Source organism: Bacillus sp. SD075 (genome assembly GCF_017355165.1).
In the GTDB taxonomy this organism is placed as follows: Bacteria; Bacillota; Bacilli; order Bacillales; family DSM-1321; genus Peribacillus.
In genome coordinates, this window is the sequence record NZ_JADILK010000010.1 from 14608 (window position 1) to 29970 (window position 15363).

Consider the following 15363-nt stretch of genomic DNA (forward strand, 5'->3'; position numbering starts at 1 on the left):
GAAAATCATAGATGATATAAAAAAGAGGCTAGGACATAAGTATTTTAGTCAACGATAAACCCGATCTATAAGCGGAATTTCCGGCGAATAGATCGGGTCTTTATTTGTTTCTTTTCCATTCCATAGATTTTGTTGCTTTTTGCATCCTATTTTTAAACATCTAGTGTAATGGAGCGGTAGACAATCGACTACTAAGGGAAATAGAGGAAAGGCTGAGACCCCGCAGGCTTGCCGAGGAGGCTCCGCTTCCTCCCCGCGGAAAGCGAGTGTCTGTAGCGCAATGGAACGAACTTGTTCTTACAGCTTGAATGGATGAATAAAAACAACATATACGAAAGCAGCATGATGTTTAATAGGTAGAATAACGTAGAATGATTCGTCTGTGAGGATGGCTTATTTAGTTATGTCACAGCCTCCTTTTGTTTGGGAATAATGGACGGTGCGCCTTAGCATTAGTGAATGAGTTTCTTTATAATATGGTTCGCACATGATTTATAAATGACTAAACAAATTCGTTTAAATAAAATATTAAAAAAGGATAATTTACCCGATTCTGATATTCTATATACCTCTTTGTAAATTTCTAAGAGTGTCAAATATCTATAGAATATTGATACGATTTATCATTTCGGTTCTTATAGTCACTGTTACCTTATTTTATTTACCCCGTTTTAATCAATTGAAGCCACTGATTCATTAGAACGATGCCAGCTTATTTTTTGATTTGTAGCATTCATTGTGGAGATTATTGTCGCTGCTTGTTGGCTCATTCCCGTTTTCATCGAAGTAGGAACAGTAATTGTTTGACTTATCTCTGCAACGTTTCTAGCCGGGTCAGTTAACTTTATATTCAGCCAATTGTATAGGAGCAGTTTTCGATAAGGTTTTTAAAAGAGCCATTTTTATGCAGAAACGGTATAATTAATAGGCAGAGGTAGACATTAAAAAATGGACTGCAATGGAGTTTTATCGCGTGTATTAACGGAATATGAGTGAAAGAACCTTTATACAAAAAATCAAATAAGAAAAGGAGAAACCATGACAAATGAAATAGGATGGGATTTAGACAATAGCTACGCACGTCTTCCGGAAAAGTTTTTCACGAGCACGAACCCGACTCCTGTACGTTCACCGGAGTTGATCATTCTCAATGAGAGTTTGGCGGGATCTCTAGGATTGGACGTTAAGTCGCTCCAAAGCGAAGATGGCGTGGCGGTGTTTGCCGGAAACGAGATTCCCGAAGGAGCTTCACCTCTTGCCCAAGCTTACGCGGGTCATCAATTCGGTCATTTTAACATGTTAGGGGACGGCCGGGCGATATTGCTTGGCGAGCAGGTCTTGCCTGGAGGCAGGAGGGTCGATATCCAGCTGAAGGGTCCAGGAAGAACGCCATATTCCCGCGGGGGCGATGGCCGGGCTGCACTTGGTCCGATGCTGCGCGAATACATCATCAGCGAGGCAATGCATGGGCTTGGCATTCCTACCACCCGAAGTCTGGCAGTGGTGACGACCGGTGAAACGGTAATCCGTGAAACCGGGCTGCCTGGTGCCATCATGACCCGTGTTGCTTCGAGTCATCTTCGTGTCGGAACCTTTCAATTCGCTGCAAAATGGGGAACGATCGAAGAACTGCGGACACTGGCCGACTATGCCATCAAGCGTCATTTTCCAGATATTGAAACCGATGAAGGCCGCTATCTTTCACTGCTGCAGGAAGTGGTCAAGCGTCAGGCAAAGCTCATTGCCCAATGGCAGTTGGTTGGCTTCATTCATGGGGTGATGAACACCGACAACATGACGATTAGCGGGGAAACCATCGATTATGGACCTTGCGCCTTCATGGATGCCTATGATCCTGCAACGGTATTCAGTTCAATTGATACTCAAGGCCGCTATGCCTATGGTAACCAGCCGGTTATTGGGGGGTGGAATCTTGCGCGATTCGCTGAATCCCTATTGCCGCTGTTGCATGATGACATGGACCAGGCCGTTACGATGGCCCAAGATAAGATTTCCGTTTTTAACGATCTGCATCACACTAATTGGTTAGCGGGAATGAGGGGGAAACTGGGGATATTCAATGAAGAGACTCAGGATGAAGCCCTTATTAATGGCATCCTCAGTATGATGAAAAAGCATGGCGCTGACTATACCAATACCTTCCGTGCTTTGACGTTTGATAAAATGGAGGATATGGTCCTTTTCGGGACACCGGAATTCGCTCAGTGGCATGAGCTCTGGCAGGCAAGACTGGGCAGGCAGAAGGAATCGAAAGAATCTTCGGATCAGTTGATGCATAACAGCAATCCTGCAGTGATCCCACGGAACCACCGGGTGGAAGAGGCATTGGAAGCGGCGGTGGGACAAGGGGATTACAGCGTGATGGAACGGCTTTTGGCTGTTCTTTCAAATCCTTATGCACACTGCGAAGAACAAGCTGAATACTCGACACTGCCTGAGTCAACAAAACCCTACCGGACCTTTTGCGGTACCTGATAATAAGTTAGTTGATGCGTGCATGGAGAAAATGAAGAGGCTCCTGCAGTTTAAGTTGATCAGTTGTCGACTTCAATTGCGGGAGCCATTTTTGTGTATGCATACCTTTAGTGAAAAAGTTTTGTTTGAAGAATGTCCAGGGCACGGTCAATATCCGCTAAATCTCCCTTTGAAGCATGCTGCAGCCGGCCATTGCAAAAGCCTCGTTCATCATTTCCCTTTCTTTGGAGAGGCGGGTTTATTGTTTCCGACTCTCTTCCGAATCACTTATTTCTTCAATTTTGTTTTAACATTTTAGATAGAACCCCTTTTGTCAACAACCTGTCTTGATCTATAAAGATCAAGCCTTTTTTATTTGTTGTGTGGAGCCGGGCAAAATGCCAATTCTCCATTTTGACTCCTTTCAAGACCTGCCGTTTCAAAACTCACAGAGGTCATTTCTAAATATTGAATTATGGAAAGATTATAAAAAATCCATACAATACCCTAATTTTATTGCATAATGAAAATATGGTATTAGATGTCGATATACTTATTGGCTGGAAAAATTTAATAAGAAAGATGGTTTACCTATGAAGAGGAATGTATTTTATAAAGTCATTGTCATGATGGTACTATCACTATCGATTGGGTTAGGCAGTAAGACGGTACAAGCTACAAGTGATCATTCTTTAAGTGATGGGACATATACGGCAGGGGAAGAAATTTCCGAAGGATTAACCAAGTTCAGTATCCCTGAAGGGGCAGCTGTCATTTCCGTTAGTCGTGGAAATAACGATATCATTTATGAAACGCTCAGTGATGAAGAATACTCATCTAAACGATTTACCATAAGCTTAAAAGCAGGAGACAAAATAGATATAACTCTATATGATGGCGCACATAACATAGAGGTACAGCAAATCCCGAAACTGGATATGAAAAGTATATCTGCTGGTTTTTACGAGGTGGGTACTGATATTCCAGCAGGAACTTATACGTTGGATATTGATCGGCCCGGTGATGGCTATGATATGGCGTATATAGACGTTTTTGATGGCCAATATAATGAAATGGATTCCTTCAGCCTCTATTATGATGATGATCCTTTTGCGTATAATCTTTCAGCGGGAGAAAAAGTCTACATCTCATCGTTGATAGGTACGATGAGTTTTAAGGAAAAAATCCTTGTTCCAAAAAGTATCGCGTTAAGTAAGTCCAGTTTGTCATTGATGGTAAACCGAACCGCACAGTTAACTGCTACAATAAGCCCATCTAGTGCCATTAATAAAAGCGTTAGCTGGACTACCAGTAAACCGGAAATCGCAACAGTGGATGCCAAAGGTAATGTAAAAGCACGTAAAGCTGGCAGTACGACCATCACCGCTACAGCAAATGGTGATCCTTCTATTAAAAAGAATATGCAAGTTACAGTGACGGACATTGTACCAACCAGTTTAAAGTTAAGTAAATCAACTTTATATATTGCAAATAATCAAACTGTAAAAGTAACTGCGACAATAGCTCCATCTGATGCAGCGAATAAAACGATTTTGTGGAAGAGCTCAAATACGAAAGTTGCAAAAGTAGATTCAAAAGGCAACATTAAAGGAATTGTCAACGGATCCGCCACCATTACGGCGACTGCAAAAGATAACGCGAAAGTTTATAAAACAGTAGCTGTAAAAGTTTCTACTAAAACAGTGAAAGTAAATAAAACAAGTTTATCCATTACAGCTGGTAAGACAGGAACTCTGACTGCGTCCGTTTCGCCCTCTGATAGTGTAGACAAGACAATCAAGTGGAAATCCGCTTCTACAAAAATTGCAACGGTGGATAGTAAAGGGAAGGTAACCGGCAAAGCAAAAGGGACCACAACGGTTACGGCAACTGTCAAAGGGGCCAAGGATTTTAAGGTGAAAGTAACGGTTAATGCTCCAATCATGGCAAAATCAGTTAAGCTGAACAAGACTTCCGCGACAATAAGTAAAGGTAAAACATTAACTTTATCTGCAACGGTAAGCCCAAGCCATACAACGAATAAAACGGTGAAATGGAAATCTTCCAATACTAAAATAGCGAAAGTCGATAGTAAAGGTAAAGTGACAGCTATAGGTGTAGGGACGGCCAAGATTACAGCTACTACTATAAATGGTAAAGCCAGTTCAACCACGATTCATGTACCGTATAGTAAAAGTTTAAGTGCAGGGAAATGGAAAGCGGGTAAAGATTTACCAGCAGGCCGTTATAAAATCACTACGAAATCGGGGAGTGGTAATTTATTTATCGCTCTCAACGCCAACGATCGTTATGTAAATGAGATTCTATCAAGTGAAGATGATGGTTTTGGGGTGACGGTTGTTACAACGGATATAAAATCGGGGGATAGTATTGAAATTTCAGGGCTGGACCGTGTACAGTTTACCAAAGTATCCAACGTTAAATCGAATACATTGCATGCAGGATACTGGACAGTCGGTAAAGATATAGCTGCCGGAAGATATAAAATTACGACATCAAGTTCATCTGGTAATTTATTTATCTACAGGGGACAAAATTTGCTTGTAAATGAAATTCTTTCAAATGAACGCGATGATTATTCAGTGACAAGTGTAACTACCACTCTAAAAACAGGAGATCGTATTAATATTTCTGGTTTGAATAAGGTGAGTTTCTCGAAAAGGTAGTTCCTAAGCGAGATGCTTCATCCGTCTCTTTCAACTTTGGGTTGCCGACTTTATGTCGGCAACTTTTCTTTTTTTATTTATTTACGTATAACGGATTGCATGATCCTGAACCAATCAATCCCGTTTTGTTTTCACGAGTCTCCATTTGTTCTTGATAAGGGTAAGGATTGTATAAATCACTAGGATCGCCAATGAAGCTAATCCGCTAAACCATATGCTTTGGAATTCACTTACATAAGGCTGGATGATGTATGAAGCCAAAATGGCCAGGACCGCGCTTATCGGTATGTAATCAGCGACTTTTCCTTTGCTGAATACGATAACCAGGATTGGAGCCAGCAATGCCGAGTATATATTGCCTGAATAAAATAAGAGCTCCAATAGGTTTGGGGAATAGAAGAGTGTAGCAACGAAAACCAATCCCCCAATACAGATTGAAAGCAGGCAGGCCATCCTTATTTTTTGCTGGTCGCTTTTTTTCGTTTGCAAGGGTTCAAGAATATTGGCTACGATCAGGCTTACCAATGAATGCAGGCAGGCACCGAATGTTGAGGTGATTGCACTGAAGGCGCAGAGAACAAAAAGGATGAAAAAGAATGGTGTGGTTATTTTGTTTGCCAATCCAGCCAGAATCGAGTGTATATCAGTGAAGCCGCCCGTAAAGATAACCATGATGAACAGGGATGAAAAGGAGAGCGGGAAGATGATCCATATTAGCCCAGATAAAGAGAATGTCAATGGAACCTTTTTGATTTCTATCATGAATAATCGCTGCCATGATGTCAGGTCAAAGAAAAACTGGCCGAACCCAACAAGAAGTCCTGCCAAAAGAAAACTCCATAGATCATACTTATTGATGACGAGCATGTATGGATGGTATAAACGAATCCCATCATATACAGGCTGAATCCCTTCCTTGACGAAAAAGTATAAAGGGATTAAGATAACCGCGGCAAACATGAAGACGACTTGAAAAGCTGCGAATCCATGTATGAGCTTTAATCCGCCGAATCCAGCAAAAAGGACACAAAAACCGAAGAAAAAGAACAACCCGACATAGAGCGGGGTATCGAAAAGAAACTGACATAGGGTGGACGCGGCCATTCCCTGAATGAATAAAATGTGTAAACTGGTTATGACTAGAATCATGGTCAATATCCAATATCCGAGGGGATGAAGCCGGGCTTTTAAATAGTCCCCCATGGTCAAGCCCACGGGGAAATCCTGCCGGACCCTCTTCCCGATGAAGCTGAACATGAACAGGGCGATCGCTCCCATCAGGGCGTATCCGATCCCGCCGAAAACTCCATACTTCACCATCGATTCGGGGGATGATAATATTGTGGTTCCTGTCACCCAGCGTGCCAGGAGGGAGATGATCCCTAAACCCATCCCGATTTGAATGGGGCCTTGTACGTATTCTTGAAATGTACGTGATCGCAATGTTCATTTTCCTTTCTCGCGGAACTCCTTGGGCGTGATCCCTTCTATCTTCCGGAATAAAGTGCTGAAATAATGCTGGCTATTGAATCCCGATTTTTCAGCGACGTCTGATATGCTCCAGCTGGTGTTATTGGTTAAGGCCCTTTTAGCGGCCTTTATTCTATAGTGCATTAAATATTCCGAAAAGGAAGTGCCGACTTCTTCATGGAATTTCCTGCTTAAATAAGTCGGATTGGTATGCACTTCACGAGCGATGTCCGAAAGGGAGAGCTTTTCGACATAATTTTCATGGATGAATGAAAGCGAATGGTGAATAAGGGTTGAATAGTTATGGGAAGATTCGCTTTTGTCATACTTAGCCAGGACTTTATGTAATTCACTTTCGATTACAGGTTTCGTTAAATAATCAACGACGCCTATCCTGATGGATTGTTGGGCATAATCAAAACTTTGATGCGCGGTAACCATTATGATTTCGACTTCTTTGTTCAGTGCCCTTAGGTCTTCACCAAATTCTAGACCCGATCGCCCCGGTAGATTAATATCCAGGAAAGCAAGGTTGATTTTATGATTTTGGTTGAGGGCCAGTGCCTGACAGGCATCAGCAGCTTTGTAAAACTTCCAAAAAGGGTATATGGACTGAATCATATATTCCATTTGTTCAAGTACCAATGGTTCGTCATCAACTAATAATACATTCATTCCGGCGCCTCCTCCTCCATTTTCTTATCAAAAACCAGTGGCCATGATACCTCTACCTTTGTTCCCGATTCATTGGAAGCTATATTCAATTGTGCACGGTCATTGAAATACAAATATAAACGTTTTTGGATATTATCCAGGCCATGGCCGCCTTCGTCCGTAACGGAAGATGCATTTCCCATTAATCCATTATCCGCCACTTCCAGATACACCATCTGCGAATCCAGATAAAACCGGATATGCAGAAGGGCTTCCCCCACTTTTTTTTCCAGACCGTGTTTAAACGAATTTTCCACCAGAGTCTGGAGAATGAAGGGGGGAACCAGTGCGGTTGATAATGGTTCCGGGCACTCCATATCAATCTTGAGCCGATCACCGAAGCGAAGGGTCTGGATGTCGAGATAATGCTGGGTATACTGAATTTCCTGGGAAAGGGGGATCAATGGTTCTGATGCTTTATATTTGAATTTCAGGAATTGCGAAAATGCCTCCAAGGCCCGTATCAATTCAGCGGTCCTGTTCAGGCGGGCCAAGCCCAATATGACATTTAGTGTATTAAACAAAAAGTGTGGCTGGATTTGCTGATTCAATTTATTATATTGTGCTTCTTGCAGTGCTTGCTCCAGGCGGATCTCTTTGTTTTTATTTTCAAGAAGGTCGATCCACTTCTCGAATATGAATAGAAATAAAAGAGCGATAGCTCCCATGATGGGAGCTAAAATGAAGAGCATGATAATTAAGGTGAATCCCTCGTAACTTAGCATGGAGAACCTCTGCTGGTTATATTTTTAAATAACTTGAATTATTCTGTTTCTTAGTATCATACTAAAGACCCCTTCGGAAATCTACAGCTTATGACACAATGTGACAAGCCACTTGATGATTTTGGGCCGATCGTTTCAGTTCGGGTAGCTGTGTTTTGCAGATATCCTGTACAAAAGGGCATCGTGTATGGAAGCGGCAGCCGCTTGGAGGGTCGATGGGTGAAGGTACATCACCCGTCAATAGGATCCGTTCCCTTTCATGCACAGGATTCGGTACTGGGATGGCCGATAGCAATGCCCTTGTATATGGATGCTGTGGCTGTTCGAAAATGGACTTTTTATCCGCTATTTCGACTATTTTCCCGAGATACATGACCATTACCCGATCCGAGATATGTCTGACCACACCTAAATCATGTGATATGAAAAGAAAGGTAAGGTCGAACTGCCGCTGTAAGGATTTTAATAAATTCAGCACTTGCGCTTGAATGGAGACATCCAGTGCAGATACAGCTTCGTCACATATGATCAATTTTGGGTCCACTGCAAGAGCCCGCGCAATACCGACCCGCTGTCTCTGTCCGCCGCTGAATTCATGCGGGTATCTTTCCATGGATTCTGGTCTCAGCCCGACATGTCCCAATAATTCTTCGATCAGGTTCTTTCGATTTTCTTTAGGCACTACATTTTGGATGGCCAAAGCTTCCCCAAGAATTTGGCCGATGGTCTGTCTAGGATTAAGGGAGGCAAATGGATCTTGAAAAATGACTTGTAGATCCTTCCTGGTACGCCTCATTTCTTTTTTTCCTAAACTCAGTAAATCCCTATCCTGAAAGTGAATGCTCCCGCTTGTTGGTTCATCCAATCGAAGTATGGCCCTACCGGTAGTCGATTTTCCGCATCCGGATTCACCGACTATGCTTAAAGTTTCACCCTGATGGATGTCGAAGGTGATATCATCAACGGCTTTTACATGATTGATGGTTCTTCCGAAAAATCCACCCTTGATCGGGAAATATTGTTTCAATTGATCCACTTTAAGCAGAACCTTTTTCTCTGCAGTTGGTACCCCCATCATTGAATCCCCACCTTCTCTTGAGCGTCATATTCCTTCTCCCATTGGGGTGTGTACATCCAGCAGCTGACCTGGGTGTTTGGGCCGGTTGCCTGGAGATCCGGTACGGCTTGTTCACAAATGCTCTTCCTGTTTGCGCAGCGGGGAGCGAAGCTGCATCCCTTGGGCATGTTGTATGGACTTGGAACGGTCCCGGGAATTGTAGACAGTTCTTCCTGGTCCATGTCCAGGCGCGGAAGGGAGTTTAATAAACCAATGGTGTAAGGATGTTTTGGATTTGTGAATATTTCCTTGGCCAAAGTGTATTCAACGATTTTCCCTGCGTACATGACGGCAACCCGATCACAGGTTTCGTATACGACACCCAAATCATGAGTAATCAAAATGACGGCCGTCCCGAAATCCTTTTGCAGCGTCTTGATCAGTTCGAGGATTTGGGCTTGGATCGTCACATCCAGTGCTGTTGTAGGTTCATCCGCTATTAAAACCTCAGGGTGGCAGGCAAGTGCCATCGCAATCATGACCCTTTGCCTCATTCCGCCGCTTAGCTCATGCGGCTCCTGTTTTGCCCTTTTTTCAGGTGAGGGGATTCCGACAAGCCGAAGCATTTCGACCGCTTTATTCCATGCTTCCTTTTTTCCCAGCTTTTGATGGAGACGGATCGCTTCAGCAATTTGCTCGCCCGCTGGATATACGGGATTCAATGATGTCATCGGCTCCTGAAATATCATCGAAATTTCATTCCCGCGTATGGACCGCATCTGCTTTTCAGTCTTTGTAAGCAAGTCCTCCCCTTTAAAAAGGATGCTGCCCCCGGCAATCTTGCCGGGTGGCGATGGAATGAGCCTTAACAATGATAGTGATGTTATGCTCTTACCGCTTCCCGACTCCCCGACGATTCCAAGCGTTTCCCCTTTATTGAGGGAGAAACTGATCCCATTGACTGCTTTACTCGTTCCTTCGTCAGTGAAAAAGTGGGTCTGCAGATTTTTTACCTCCAGTATTTTATCATCAACCTGTTTCATCATCATACCTCCTTAGTTCAAATCTATTCTTTTGTTAAAGTATCGATAGAGGACATCCACTGCCAAATTCATGAAAACGAAGATAACGGAAGCGATAAGGACCCCGCCTTGGACCATCGGTAAATCCCTCGTTCTGATTGCATCGACTATCAATCTCCCAAGTCCATTGATGGCAAAAACGGACTCTGTCAGCACGGTGCCGCCAAGGAGTGCACCGAACTGGAGGCCAACGACCGTAATGACGGGGATAAGCGCATTTTTGAGGCCATGTTTATAAATGATGATATATTCTTTTAATCCCTTGGCTCTTGCAGTCCGGATGTAGTCCTGGCGAACGACTTCAAGCATGCTCGACCTGGTCATCCTGGCAACGATTGCCGCTCCGCCGGCCCCAAGGGTTATGGCTGGGAGTATCATGTGCCTGAAAGTTCCCCAACCTGAAACCGGAAACAAATGAAGGTTTACGGAAAAGAAGTAGATAAGCATGAGGCCCAGCCAAAAACTAGGTAAAGAGATTCCTAATAAAGCAACGATCATGATGGAAATGTCAGCGGCCGAGTATTGCTTGGTAGCCGAGATGATTCCTGCGACCATGCCAAGCACAACGGTTATGAAAATGCTGGCAAGTGCCAGTTCAAGGGTGATGGGCAATCGGACCATGATCTCGTCCAAAACAGGGCGGCTGCTGCGCAGTGATTCTCCAAAGTCACCTTGAACAGCATGAAGGATATAGTCGACGTACTGATAAAGGATTGGGCGATCCAAGCCAAGCTCATGCCGCAGTGATTCAATCGTTTCTTTAGTCGCTCCTTCACCCGCAAGCAGTGTTGCCGGATCTCCAGGGACCATTTGCATGATGAGGAAAACAACAAGACTTACTCCTAGTAATACCGGTATGGTTTGAAGTACCCGTCGGATAATAAATACGAACATTTTCTCTCCTCCTTATTTTTTCATTCTTGGATCCAGGGCATCTCTAAGTCCATCCCCAAAGATATTGAAACCAAGTACGAGTGTTGATATCGCTATCCCCGGAAACAAAGCGATGTGCGGGGCGCTGAACAAATAATCCCGGCCGCTGCTCAGCATCGCTCCCCATTCTGGTGAGGGGGGCTGGGCACCCAGTCCCAGGAATGATAATCCGGCAGCCGACAGAATGGCCGTTGCCAGACGTAATGTAGCTTGAACGATGACGGGTGATAGAATATTCGGAAAAATATGCTTGCGTATGATCGTGAAGTCAGTGGCTCCCAATGCGCGAATGGCATCGATATATTCCAGCTTCCTGACTGACAATGTGGAACCGCGTACAATCCGGGCAAACATCGGTATGGAAAAGACACCGACCGCTACCATTACATTGATTAAACTTGGACCAAGGGCACTAATGATCGCAAGGGCAAGCAGGATTCCCGGGAAAGCCAGCAGAACATCGACAATCCTCATAATGACGGTATCGATCCATTTTCCGTAATAACCAGCTGTTAACCCGAGGAGTATGCCTATGAACGCCCCGAAGAATACAGAGACAAACCCAACGGTTAATGACAGTCGTGTTCCATATAATAATCTGCTTAAAATATCCCTTCCTTTATCATCCGTACCCATCCAATGTTCGGCTGACGGAGGCTGGAGTTTGTTGACTAAATTAATTTCATAGGGATCCTGCGGTGAGATCAAAGGTGCAAAGATAGCCAATAAAATATAAAAAAGTACAATGTACCCCCCTATCAATGCCAATTTATTTCGCTTGAATTTTTTATAAAAGGCTTTCCAGTGTCTTAGTTTCGGAGATTTTGTTTCTTTTACATTCAATTCGGTATGATTCATTACGACCTCTGGCTTCATTGGACTTCCTCCTTTTCTTTCATTCAATTTATTCAAAAAAGGTATTGAAGTAAATATGATGCGGAAAAGCAGTAAAGATAATTAAAAAATGAGTAAAGATTCTGAAAATATAAAATTCGGTTTTTTTTTATAATTTACAGTAAGCCCGATGTACTCATAGCTGAAAGTTACTTGGAGAAACAAAGGCAGGTTGAAAAGGGAGGAAAGAGAATGAGAAAAGGTATGATTGGGTTGCTTTTTGCATCTTTATTAGGCATCTCATCCGTTTTATCAGGGTGTGCAACAGAACAAACCGGCAGCAAGGAAACAGAGGAGAAAGCGAAAGAAGGAGGAACGCTGATCGTCGCGCGATTATCTGACGCGACCACCTTGGACCCTCATTTCATAACAGACATTCCATCAGCAAACGTCATTTATGAAAAGGTTTATCAAACATTGGTCGTTCCTGACAAAAACATGAATCCTAAACCGCTGCTCGCAAAAGAGTGGGAACAACTGGATGAGGTCACTTGGGAGTTTAAATTGCAGGAGGGAGTCAAATTCCATGATGGAGCCCCATTCAATGCCGAAGCGGTGAAAACCAATTTCGACAGGATACTGGACCCGGCAACTGCTTCTCCTCAGGCTGGTAAATTGGAAATGATCAAAGAAATTAAAGTCGTTGACGAAACGACCGTACAATTCAAGCTGAAATATCCTTATGCTCCGCTATTATCGATTTTAGTGAGTAATGAAGGAAGCATCATCAGCCCTAAAGCGATTAAGGAGCATAGTGACAAATTGAGCCAAAATCCTGTTGGGACAGGGCCATTCGTTTTTAAATCATGGAAACCAGGTGAAGAAATCACCCTTTCGAAAAACAAGGACTACTGGGGGGATCAGCCTAAGATTGATGGAGTGGTATTCAAGGTTGTCCCTGAAGATGCCACGAGGATTGCGATGATTGAAACGGGAGAAGCGCATGTGACCGATCAAGTGCCAGTGACGGAGATTGACAGGATCGAAGCGTCGGACACGATGGATCTATATCGCACGGAGGGACTTGCAGTTGAATACTTAAGCTTCAATGTTAAGAAAAAACCATTTGATGATGTACGGGTCCGAAAGGCGGTCGCTCATGCCATCGAGGTCGATTCCATCATCAAAGGGGTATATAACGACGTCGGTACGAGGGCGAATTCAACAATGAGCCCGAAGGTGTTTGGCTATGATCCGGATATAAAAGGCTACGACTATGATATTAATGAATCGAAGAAGCTCTTGACTGAAGCAGGGGTCAAGGATGGTTTGGAGTTTACACTGACGACGAGTGATCGTAAGGAAAGGATCAATATGGCCGAGGTGATTCAATCCCAGTTAAAAGGAATCGGTATTAAGGTCAAGATCCAAGTCCTTGAGTATGGTGCTTACATTGACGCGACAGCCAAGGGAGAGCACCAGGTATCGATAGGCGGCTGGGGAAATGCAACTGGGGATGGAGATTATAATCAATTTAATCTTTTCAATAGCAAATCCCAAGGTGCAGCGGGAAATAGTTCATTCTATAGCAACCCTGAAGTGGATAAATTGATTGAACATGCACGTAAAGAATCGGATGGCGATAAACGTAAGGAACTATATTCGAAGGCACAAGCAATTGAAAGGGAAGAAGTTCCATATGTTCCTATCCGAAACTATGAACACTTGGCGGTATATGGTGGGACGGTTAAAGGACTTTGGCTGAATCCGGCAAATTATTTAATGCTTGATGACGTAACCGTGAAGTAGGGAATTCATCACAAAAGGAAGGCAGCATAAGGAAGTTATGCTGCCTTCTCAATTAGGAGGGGAATATATGATAGATTTACTGCTAATCCATGGGACCGTTATTACCATGGATCAAGACAGGAGAATTCTTCAAGATGGCGCCATCGCCATAAATCAAGGGAGGATTTTAGCCGTAGATTCAACGGAAAAACTGAAATTGAAGTTTGAGGCTGTAAAAGTCATCGATTGCAGCCATCAATGCATATTGCCTGGATTGATAGATGTTCATGGTCATGGGGGACATTCCATGTTCAAAACGATCGCAATGGAGAATATAGATTTTTGGATGCCCATCATGACCAATGCGTACAAGCATTTTGTTACAGATGACTTTTGGTATTACGAAGGAAAGCTATCCTCCCTTGAGAGATTAAAGGCGGGCGTGACAACTGGGGTGAGCGTTTTAGGATCCATGCCGCGATCCGATGAACCGATTTTTGCCATCAATCATGCAAAAGCATACGCCGAAGTGGGGATCAGGGAAGTGGTATGCACGGGTCCTTGCAACCCCCCATGGCCCCATTCATTCAGTCGGTGGATTGATGGAAAGAGAGTGGTGAAGGAAGTTTCTTATGAAGAAGTGTTACAGGGGGCGGAAGCTGTAATCGAGGCGCTGAACCATGCAAATGAGGACCGAACGAGAGCCTTCATTACACCATTTGTCATCGTTACATCAGTGGATCCCTCCAATCCCACCTCTCCTGACAGGCTTTATGGGCTGAATGATCATGACCTTTATCAAGCGAAGAAAATCAGGGAGATTGCCAGGAAATATAACACACGCATTCACTCGGATGCCTTTGGCGGAATGATTCATTTAGCGATACAGGATAAGGAAAATGCCCTATTGGGTCCAGATGTCCATTTACAGCACTGTCGGGGCATTTCTTTCGATGAAGCAAGAATATTGGCAGAAACAGGTACCAATGTCAGTGCATCACCTGGATTTGGCCAGGTTCATGCCCGTACCCCGATAACTGAATTATTGGAAATGGGGGCAACTGTGGCAATCTCCACGGATGGGACTTCCCCGTCCACAAGCTTCGATATGTTTCAGGCAATGAGGAAAACACAGTTTGTTCACCAGGCAGCCCTTAGGGACTATTATTATTTACCTCCAGGCAAGCTGTTGGAAATGATCACGATAGATGCTGCGAAATGCATTGGCTGGGATGATGAAATAGGCTCCCTTGAGATCGGGAAAAAAGCGGATGTCATTACGGTCAATCTGCATCAGCCTCATCTGACCCCGGAATTCATGCATGTTCATCGGCTTGTATTTCAAGCGGTGGCGAATGATGTGGAGCATGTCATCGTGGACGGGAAATTGATCATGGAAGGGAGGAATGTACGGACGGTCCATGAAAGTACAGTCCTGAACGAAGCGAATGAGGAGGCCTTTTCAACGATAAAGCGTGCGGGGCTCGAAAAGTATATGCAACTGACGAAATATTTCTGGGGCCATGCCAGGGCCTATGTAGATGAAAAGCGATATGACGAACGAGAAGATGCCATCGCGATGTTGAAAGGGGAATAAG

11 protein-coding genes are annotated in these 15363 nt (G+C 43.8%); 4 read left to right on the top strand and 7 right to left on the bottom strand.

All coding sequences use genetic code 11. The features are described from left to right. Window positions 1–1038: 1038 nt before the first annotated feature. Together IOC57_RS09790 and IOC57_RS09795 are read left to right on the top strand one after the other, a co-directional pair. Window positions 1039–2496, top strand: coding sequence for a protein adenylyltransferase SelO (locus IOC57_RS09790; RefSeq protein ID WP_207438556.1), 1458 nt, complete (start codon window positions 1039–1041; stop codon window positions 2494–2496). Window positions 2497–3068: 572 nt separating this feature from the next. Continuing rightward, on the top strand, window positions 3069–5162 hold the full coding sequence (locus tag IOC57_RS09795; RefSeq protein WP_207438557.1) for an Ig-like domain-containing protein: 2094 nt from the start codon (window positions 3069–3071) through the stop codon (window positions 5160–5162). Between the two features lie 114 nt (window positions 5163–5276). On the opposite strand, the gene IOC57_RS09800 is transcribed toward IOC57_RS09795, so the two are convergent. The 7 genes from IOC57_RS09800 to nikC form a co-directional block, all read right to left on the bottom strand. After that, window positions 5277–6605: an SLC5/6 family protein gene (locus IOC57_RS09800; protein WP_207438558.1), complete on the bottom strand. Its 1329-nt coding sequence runs from the start codon at window positions 6603–6605 to the stop codon at window positions 5277–5279. A 3-nt stretch (window positions 6606–6608) separates the two neighbouring features. Next, window positions 6609–7307 carry a response regulator transcription factor gene (locus IOC57_RS09805; protein ID WP_207438559.1) on the bottom strand — a complete coding sequence of 233 codons (699 nt, stop codon included), beginning with the start codon at window positions 7305–7307 and terminating at the stop codon, window positions 6609–6611. Further along, on the bottom strand, window positions 7304–8071 hold the full coding sequence (locus IOC57_RS09810; RefSeq protein ID WP_207438560.1) for a sensor histidine kinase: 768 nt from the start codon (window positions 8069–8071) through the stop codon (window positions 7304–7306). The genes IOC57_RS09805 and IOC57_RS09810 overlap by 4 nt, the downstream gene beginning before the upstream one ends. Before the next feature lie 88 nt (window positions 8072–8159). Continuing rightward, on the bottom strand, window positions 8160–9149 hold the full coding sequence (locus IOC57_RS09815) for an ABC transporter ATP-binding protein (RefSeq protein WP_286184688.1): 990 nt from the start codon (window positions 9147–9149) through the stop codon (window positions 8160–8162). Further along, window positions 9146–10171 carry an ABC transporter ATP-binding protein gene (locus tag IOC57_RS09820; RefSeq protein WP_207438561.1) on the bottom strand — a complete coding sequence of 342 codons (1026 nt, stop codon included), beginning with the start codon at window positions 10169–10171 and terminating at the stop codon, window positions 9146–9148. The genes IOC57_RS09815 and IOC57_RS09820 overlap by 4 nt, the downstream gene beginning before the upstream one ends. A 12-nt stretch (window positions 10172–10183) precedes the next feature. After that, window positions 10184–11104, bottom strand: a complete 921-nt coding sequence (nikB, locus tag IOC57_RS09825) for a nickel ABC transporter permease (RefSeq protein ID WP_207438562.1) — start codon at window positions 11102–11104, stop codon at window positions 10184–10186. Window positions 11105–11116: 12 nt separating this feature from the next. Beyond that, window positions 11117–12001, bottom strand: coding sequence for a nickel transporter permease (gene nikC, locus IOC57_RS09830; protein ID WP_207438647.1), 885 nt, complete (start codon window positions 11999–12001; stop codon window positions 11117–11119). A 228-nt stretch (window positions 12002–12229) separates the two neighbouring features. Here nikC and IOC57_RS09835 point away from each other — a divergent pair, with 228 nt between their 5' ends. Together IOC57_RS09835 and IOC57_RS09840 are read left to right on the top strand one after the other, a co-directional pair. Beyond that, the gene (locus tag IOC57_RS09835; protein WP_207438563.1) at window positions 12230–13786 is read left to right on the top strand and encodes a glutathione ABC transporter substrate-binding protein; all 1557 of its coding nucleotides are present in this window, start codon (window positions 12230–12232) and stop codon (window positions 13784–13786) included. Between the two features lie 67 nt (window positions 13787–13853). After that, window positions 13854–15362 (top strand): amidohydrolase family protein, encoded by a 1509-nt coding sequence (locus tag IOC57_RS09840; RefSeq protein ID WP_207438564.1) that lies wholly within the window; start codon window positions 13854–13856, stop codon window positions 15360–15362. Window position 15363 lies beyond the last annotated feature (1 nt).

Bases quoted from the DNA above. Each gene is read 5' to 3' on its own strand.
- IOC57_RS09790 (WP_207438556.1), top strand. From the start codon at position 1,039: ATGACAAATGAAATAGGATGGGATTTAGACAATAGCTACGCACGTCTT.
- IOC57_RS09795 (WP_207438557.1), top strand. From the start codon at position 3,069: ATGAAGAGGAATGTATTTTATAAAGTCATTGTCATGATGGTACTATCA.
- IOC57_RS09805 (WP_207438559.1), bottom strand. From the start codon at position 7,307: ATGAATGTATTATTAGTTGATGACGAACCATTGGTACTTGAACAAATG.
- IOC57_RS09810 (WP_207438560.1), bottom strand. From the start codon at position 8,071: ATGCTAAGTTACGAGGGATTCACCTTAATTATCATGCTCTTCATTTTA.
- IOC57_RS09815 (WP_286184688.1), bottom strand. From the start codon at position 9,149: ATGATGGGGGTACCAACTGCAGAGAAAAAGGTTCTGCTTAAAGTGGAT.
- IOC57_RS09820 (WP_207438561.1), bottom strand. From the start codon at position 10,171: ATGAAACAGGTTGATGATAAAATACTGGAGGTAAAAAATCTGCAGACC.
- nikB (WP_207438562.1), bottom strand. From the start codon at position 11,104: ATGTTCGTATTTATTATCCGACGGGTACTTCAAACCATACCGGTATTA.
- nikC (WP_207438647.1), bottom strand. From the start codon at position 12,001: ATGAATCATACCGAATTGAATGTAAAAGAAACAAAATCTCCGAAACTA.
- IOC57_RS09835 (WP_207438563.1), top strand. From the start codon at position 12,230: ATGAGAAAAGGTATGATTGGGTTGCTTTTTGCATCTTTATTAGGCATC.
- IOC57_RS09840 (WP_207438564.1), top strand. From the start codon at position 13,854: ATGATAGATTTACTGCTAATCCATGGGACCGTTATTACCATGGATCAA.